Raw genomic sequence first — 5,539 nt, forward strand, 5'->3', positions numbered from 1 at the left:
AATTAGCTCATTACTTTAGCAACAACGCCCGCACCAACAGTACGGCCGCCTTCACGGATTGCGAAACGCAGACCGTCGTCCATCGCGATCGGGTGGATCAGGGTAACAACCATTTTGATGTTGTCGCCCGGCATTACCATCTCTACGCCTTCCGGCAGTTCGATGGTACCAGTCACGTCAGTAGTACGGAAGTAGAACTGCGGACGGTAGCCTTTGAAGAACGGAGTATGACGGCCGCCTTCGTCTTTGGACAGAATGTACACTTCAGATTCGAACTTGGTGTGCGGCTTGATAGAGCCCGGCTTAGCCAGTACCTGACCACGTTCGATTTCTTCACGTTTGATACCACGCAGCAGAACACCAACGTTCTCACCAGCACGGCCTTCGTCCAGCAGTTTGCGGAACATTTCAACGCCAGTACAGGTAGACTTAGCAGTCTCTTTGATACCAACGATTTCAACTTCTTCACCAACTTTGATGATACCGCGCTCTACACGACCGGTAACAACGGTACCACGACCGGAGATGGAGAATACGTCTTCGATAGGCAGCAGGAACGGCTTGTCAATCGCACGCTCTGGTTCTGGGATGTAAGAATCCAGGAAGCCAGCCAGTTCGATGATTTTCGCTTCCCACTCTGCTTCGCCTTCCAGCGCTTTCAGAGCAGAACCACGAACAATCGGAGTGTCGTCGCCCGGGAAATCGTACTGAGACAGAAGTTCACGAACTTCCATTTCTACCAGTTCCAGCAGCTCTTCGTCATCAACCATGTCGCATTTGTTCAGGAACACGATGATGTACGGAACGCCTACCTGACGACCCAGCAGGATGTGCTCACGAGTCTGCGGCATCGGGCCGTCAGTCGCAGCAACAACCAGGATCGCGCCGTCCATCTGCGCAGCACCGGTGATCATGTTTTTAACATAGTCGGCGTGGCCCGGGCAGTCTACGTGTGCGTAGTGGCGAGTCGGGGTGTCATATTCAACGTGAGAAGTGTTGATGGTGATACCACGAGCTTTTTCTTCCGGCGCGTTATCGATCTGATCGAATGCGCGAGCAGCACCGCCGTAGGTTTTAGCCAGAACGGTAGTGATTGCAGCGGTCAGCGTTGTTTTACCATGGTCAACGTGGCCGATAGTACCGACGTTAACGTGCGGTTTAGTACGTTCAAATTTTTCTTTAGACATCGATTGTCCCTCTAAGACACGGATAAATCGGTGATATCACCACATCAACCAGGCAATATACCTGAGCTGTTGAATGCTTTTAAAAGTAAACAGAGAGAAACGGGAAGGAGAAGTGAAGTGGTGCTGATACCCAGAGTCGAACTGGGGACCTCACCCTTACCAAGGGTGCGCTCTACCAACTGAGCCATATCAGCACGTCTGGAGCGGGCAGCGGGAATCGAACCCGCATCATCAGCTTGGAAGGCTGAGGTAATAGCCATTATACGATGCCCGCATCCTGAAACTCGGCTACCCAGTTCTTTCTGCAACAAAAAAGAGATTTCTCTCTTTTCTGTTCGAGCTGATTAATTTTTTAATCAACTCAGGCGGCGATAACGCTGCCAGAAAGTGGTGGTGGGGGAAGGATTCGAACCTTCGAAGTCTGTGACGGCAGATTTACAGTCTGCTCCCTTTGGCCGCTCGGGAACCCCACCGGACTTGATGGTGCCGACTACCGGAATCGAACTGGTGACCTACTGATTACAAGTCAGTTGCTCTACCTACTGAGCTAAGTCGGCATCAAGTAGCGCGCATTTTATGGAGACACGCGCACTCATGCAACTAAAAAATTGCATAAAATGTTCTATCGCTCACATTTTGCACTATACGACCGATAAATAATCTATTTCTTCTTTGGATTGGACAAATTTCCAACGTCAGGTGCCTCCTCTGGGAGGAATTTTGCTCCGGCAGGTACGCTTTGATAGAGAGAAAGCACATCTTTATACATCTGGAATACCCGTCACATTGCATTTCAGAGGATGATTTTTTCTTATTATTCCCCCCCATCTGGTGTTACCCTCCTGCCCATTGTCCAAATTAACTGAAATGTGCGTGCCATTGCGTACCGGGATGATTTCGTTTTTTACCGCAGACCTGATATAGCAATGACAGCCAGACCATGCGTATGAGTATAAAAGAGCAAGCGTTAACGTCGCCTTACCTACAGTTTGATCGCAACCAGTGGGCTGCGCTTCGTGATTCCGTGCCGATGACCCTGACCGAGGAAGAGATTGCTCGTCTTAAAGGCATTAACGAAGACTTATCGCTGGAAGAAGTTGCCGAGATTTATTTGCCTCTCTCGCGTTTGCTAAACTTTTACATCAGTTCGAACCTGCGACGTCAGGCCGTGCTGGAGCAATTTTTAGGCACGAATGGCGAGCGTATTCCTTATATTATTAGCATTGCTGGCAGCGTCGCCGTCGGTAAAAGTACGACTGCGCGTGTTTTGCAGGCTTTGCTCAGTCGCTGGCCCGAGCATCGCAAGGTTGAGTTGATTACTACCGATGGCTTTCTCCACCCTAACCAGGTATTGAAAGATCGTGGACTGATGAAGAAGAAAGGCTTCCCCCAGTCCTATGATATGCATCGCTTGGTTAAATTCGTTTCCGATCTGAAATCAGGCGTACCTAACGTCACGGCGCCGGTCTATTCCCATCTCATCTATGATGTGATCCCTGATGGCGACAAAACCGTTGCCCAGCCCGACATATTAATACTCGAAGGGCTAAATGTATTACAAAGCGGGATGGACTATCCTCACGATCCGCATCATGTATTTGTTTCTGACTTTGTCGACTTTTCTATTTATGTTGATGCGCCAGAAGAATTACTCCAGACGTGGTATATCAACCGTTTCCTGAAATTCCGTGAAGGGGCGTTTACCAACCCGGACTCTTATTTCCATAACTATGCAAAATTATCAGAAGATGAGGCTATCAACACCGCCACATCGTTATGGAAAGAGATTAACTGGCTGAATTTAAAGCAAAATATATTACCAACGCGTGAGCGAGCAAGCTTAATCATGACGAAAAGTGCCAATCATGCCGTTGATCAAGTCAGGTTGAGAAAATAAATAAAGAAGGGGAGCAACAGCTCCCCTTCTTATTACTCAGCGCTTCTTAGCGATATTTCTCCACCCATCCAGGGTTTGATCTCGCCATTTTGTTCAAGCAATAATGCACCTTGCGCGTCTATTCCACGAGAGATGCCAAATATTTCTTTATCGCCAATAATAAGTTTGACCGGGCGGTCGATAAAGTTATCCAGTCTCTTCCAGCGAGACAGATACGGCGCTAAACCTTCGTGCTCAAAGAGCACTAACGCAGCACGCAACTCACGTATCAGTCGGGCAGCAAGGGTATTGCGATCAATGTTAATGCCCGCTTCCTGCAAGTTAATCCAGCCTTGATTAACCACATTTTCTTCAACCCGGCGCATGGACATATTAATACCCGCACCGATAACAATCTGCGCGGCATCCCCTGTCTTACCGGTCAGTTCAACCAGGATCCCTGCCAGCTTACGGTCGAGCAAATAGAGGTCGTTGGGCCATTTTACACGTACCTTCTCTGCGCCCAGATCGCGTAAAACCTCAGCCATGACGATACCAATAACCAGACTCAGGCCAATCGCGGCAGCCGGTCCTTGTTCCAACCGCCAGAACATTGAAAGGTACAGGTTGGCACCAAACGGTGAAAACCATTTGCGACCACGGCGACCGCGCCCGGCTTGCTGATATTCAGCGACACAGGCATCCCCTGACTCCAGTTGACCTATTCGGTCCATCAGGTACTGATTGGTTGAGTCGATAACCGGCAGGACTGTGATATTTCCACCATCCAGTTGAGAATGAATAAGTGAGGCATCTAATAGTTGGATAGGCTCCGGTAAGCTGTATCCTTTACCTGGAACAGTAAAGACATCAACCCCCCAGTCGCGTAACGTCTGGACATGCTTATTGATTGCGGCACGGCTCATTCCCAACTTTTCACCGAGCTGCTCACCAGAATGAAATTCGCCATCAGCGAGTAATGAAATAAGCGTCAGAGGGACGGTATTATCCTTCATGCAATGATCTCCACAGCATTCATTTCACCCTGCGGGCCAATAAATCGGACCTCTGGTTCGAGCCAGACATTAAATTTCTCACCGACTTTTTGACGTACATGATGTGCAAGTTGCACCACATCCTGACTCGTCGCATTGTCTGCATTGATCAGCACCAGAGCCTGCTGTTGATGTACCGCTGCGCCACCAATGCGCATGCCTTTTAGCTGACACTGGTCGATAAGCCAGCCGGCTGCCAGTTTCACAGAACCATCAGCCTGCGGGTAATGAGGTGCTGTTGGGAATTTTGCCAGGAGCTCCTGCGCAATCTCTGCGGTGACAACCGGGTTTTTAAAGAAGCTTCCTGCATTCCCGTTTACTTTCGGATCGGGCAGTTTTGTCGTGCGCATATGGCAGACAGAATCAAAAACCTGCTGAGGCGTCACCGTTGTAGGATCCAGGCGCGTCAGATCGCCATAGGTCAGTACCGGATGCCACTGTTTAGACAAGCGTAAACCAACAGCAATAATTGCGAAGCGATCCTGGTATTCATGTTTGAAGATGCTGTCACGATAACCAAAGCGACATTCTGCTGCACCAACGCGCAGATGTTTGCCAGTCGACAGCTCAACGCAGTCTACGTATTCGCAGACGCGCTGTAGCTCTACGCCATAGGCACCAATGTTCTGGATTGGCGATGAACCCACGCAGCCTGGGATAAGCGCCAGATTTTCCAGGCCAGGCATACCAAGCTGCAACGTATGCTGGACCAGATGATGCCAGTTTTCACCCGCACCTACGTGCAAATGCCACGCATCAGGTTGTTCTGTAATCTCAATACCCTTAATACGATTGACGATCACCGTCCCCTGGAAGGCATCAAGAAACAGGACGTTGCTCCCTTCGCCCAGGATCAGTACTGGATGATGCGATGCATTGGCTGATTGCCAGGCATTCAGTAATTGTTGTTCATTTTCGGCGCAGACAAGTTCATTCGTTTGCTGATCGATACCGAAGGTGTTCCAGGCTTTAAGGGAGTGATTCATAGACGCTTTCCTGATGCAAAATCGCGCCTAGTTTACCGCATATACCGCAGGATGGCTTGTGTTATGGAGGCTCAGGATATAGCTTTGCACCCGATGGTGCCGTGTTGTGATGTGCCTGATGCGCTGCGCTTATCAGGCCTACAAAATACGTTCAGCCCGGCCCCTGTAGGCCGGATAAGGCGGCACGCCGCATCCGGCGGTTTTCATCCCGCACAGACGCAAAGAAGCCCATCCGTCAGGATGGGCTTCTTCACTTTATTTGATGCCTGGCAGTTTATGGCGGGCGTCCTGCCCGCCACCCTCCGGGCCGTTGCTGCGCAACGTTCAAATCCGCTCCCGGCGGATTTGTCCTCCTCAGGAGAGCGCTCACCGACAGACAACAGATAAAACAAAAGGCCCAGTCTTTCGACTGAGCCTTTCGCTTTTATTTGATGC

5 protein-coding genes, 4 tRNA genes and 1 pseudogene are annotated in these 5,539 nt (G+C 49.9%); 2 read left to right on the plus strand and 8 right to left on the minus strand.

Annotation, left to right across the window (positions count from 1 at the left end; genetic code table 11):
- Nucleotides 1-2: 2 nt before the first annotated feature.
- From tuf to OGY08_RS00765, 5 genes are all read right to left on the minus strand, one after another.
- Complete coding sequence (gene tuf, locus OGY08_RS00745) at nt 3-1,187, minus strand: elongation factor Tu (protein WP_003031109.1); 1,185 nt, start codon at nt 1,185-1,187, stop codon at nt 3-5.
- A gap of 118 nt (nt 1,188-1,305) precedes the next feature.
- Nucleotides 1,306-1,381: transfer RNA gene (locus tag OGY08_RS00750), tRNA-Thr, on the minus strand.
- Between the two features lie 5 nt (nt 1,382-1,386).
- Nucleotides 1,387-1,461: transfer RNA gene (locus OGY08_RS00755), tRNA-Gly, on the minus strand.
- A 114-nt stretch (nt 1,462-1,575) separates the two neighbouring features.
- A tRNA-Tyr gene (locus OGY08_RS00760) sits at nt 1,576-1,660 on the minus strand.
- An 8-nt stretch (nt 1,661-1,668) separates the two neighbouring features.
- Nucleotides 1,669-1,744: transfer RNA gene (locus tag OGY08_RS00765), tRNA-Thr, on the minus strand.
- Between the two features lie 19 nt (nt 1,745-1,763).
- On the opposite strand from OGY08_RS00765, the pseudogene OGY08_RS00770 reads away from it, so the two are divergent.
- A pseudogene (locus OGY08_RS00770) lies at nt 1,764-1,844 on the plus strand (hypothetical protein); the annotation flags it as partial.
- Between the two features lie 289 nt (nt 1,845-2,133).
- Nucleotides 2,134-3,084, plus strand: coding sequence for a type I pantothenate kinase (gene coaA / locus OGY08_RS00775; RefSeq protein ID WP_125363852.1), 951 nt, complete (start codon nt 2,134-2,136; stop codon nt 3,082-3,084).
- A 32-nt stretch (nt 3,085-3,116) separates the two neighbouring features.
- On the opposite strand, the gene birA is transcribed toward coaA, so the two are convergent.
- From birA to OGY08_RS00790, 3 genes are all read right to left on the minus strand, one after another.
- Complete coding sequence (birA, locus tag OGY08_RS00780) at nt 3,117-4,079, minus strand: bifunctional biotin--[acetyl-CoA-carboxylase] ligase/biotin operon repressor BirA (RefSeq protein ID WP_003826969.1); 963 nt, start codon at nt 4,077-4,079, stop codon at nt 3,117-3,119.
- Complete coding sequence (gene murB / locus OGY08_RS00785; protein WP_048215164.1) at nt 4,076-5,104, minus strand: UDP-N-acetylmuramate dehydrogenase; 1,029 nt, start codon at nt 5,102-5,104, stop codon at nt 4,076-4,078. Before murB ends, birA begins: the two co-directional genes overlap by 4 nt.
- Before the next feature lie 203 nt (nt 5,105-5,307).
- A partial coding sequence (locus OGY08_RS00790; protein WP_286565382.1) for a hypothetical protein occupies nt 5,308-5,539 on the minus strand: 232 nt, incomplete at its 5' end.

It is taken from the genome of Citrobacter sp. Cpo069 (assembly GCF_030332785.1).
Classification (GTDB): domain Bacteria; phylum Pseudomonadota; class Gammaproteobacteria; order Enterobacterales; family Enterobacteriaceae; genus Citrobacter; species Citrobacter portucalensis.

Coding starts and splice junctions, on each gene's coding strand:
- birA (WP_003826969.1), bottom strand. CDS start 4,079: ATGAAGGATAATACCGTCCCTCTGACGCTTATTTCATTACTCGCTGAT.
- tuf (WP_003031109.1), bottom strand. CDS start 1,187: ATGTCTAAAGAAAAATTTGAACGTACTAAACCGCACGTTAACGTCGGT.
- murB (WP_048215164.1), bottom strand. CDS start 5,104: ATGAATCACTCCCTTAAAGCCTGGAACACCTTCGGTATCGATCAGCAA.
- coaA (WP_125363852.1), top strand. CDS start 2,134: ATGAGTATAAAAGAGCAAGCGTTAACGTCGCCTTACCTACAGTTTGAT.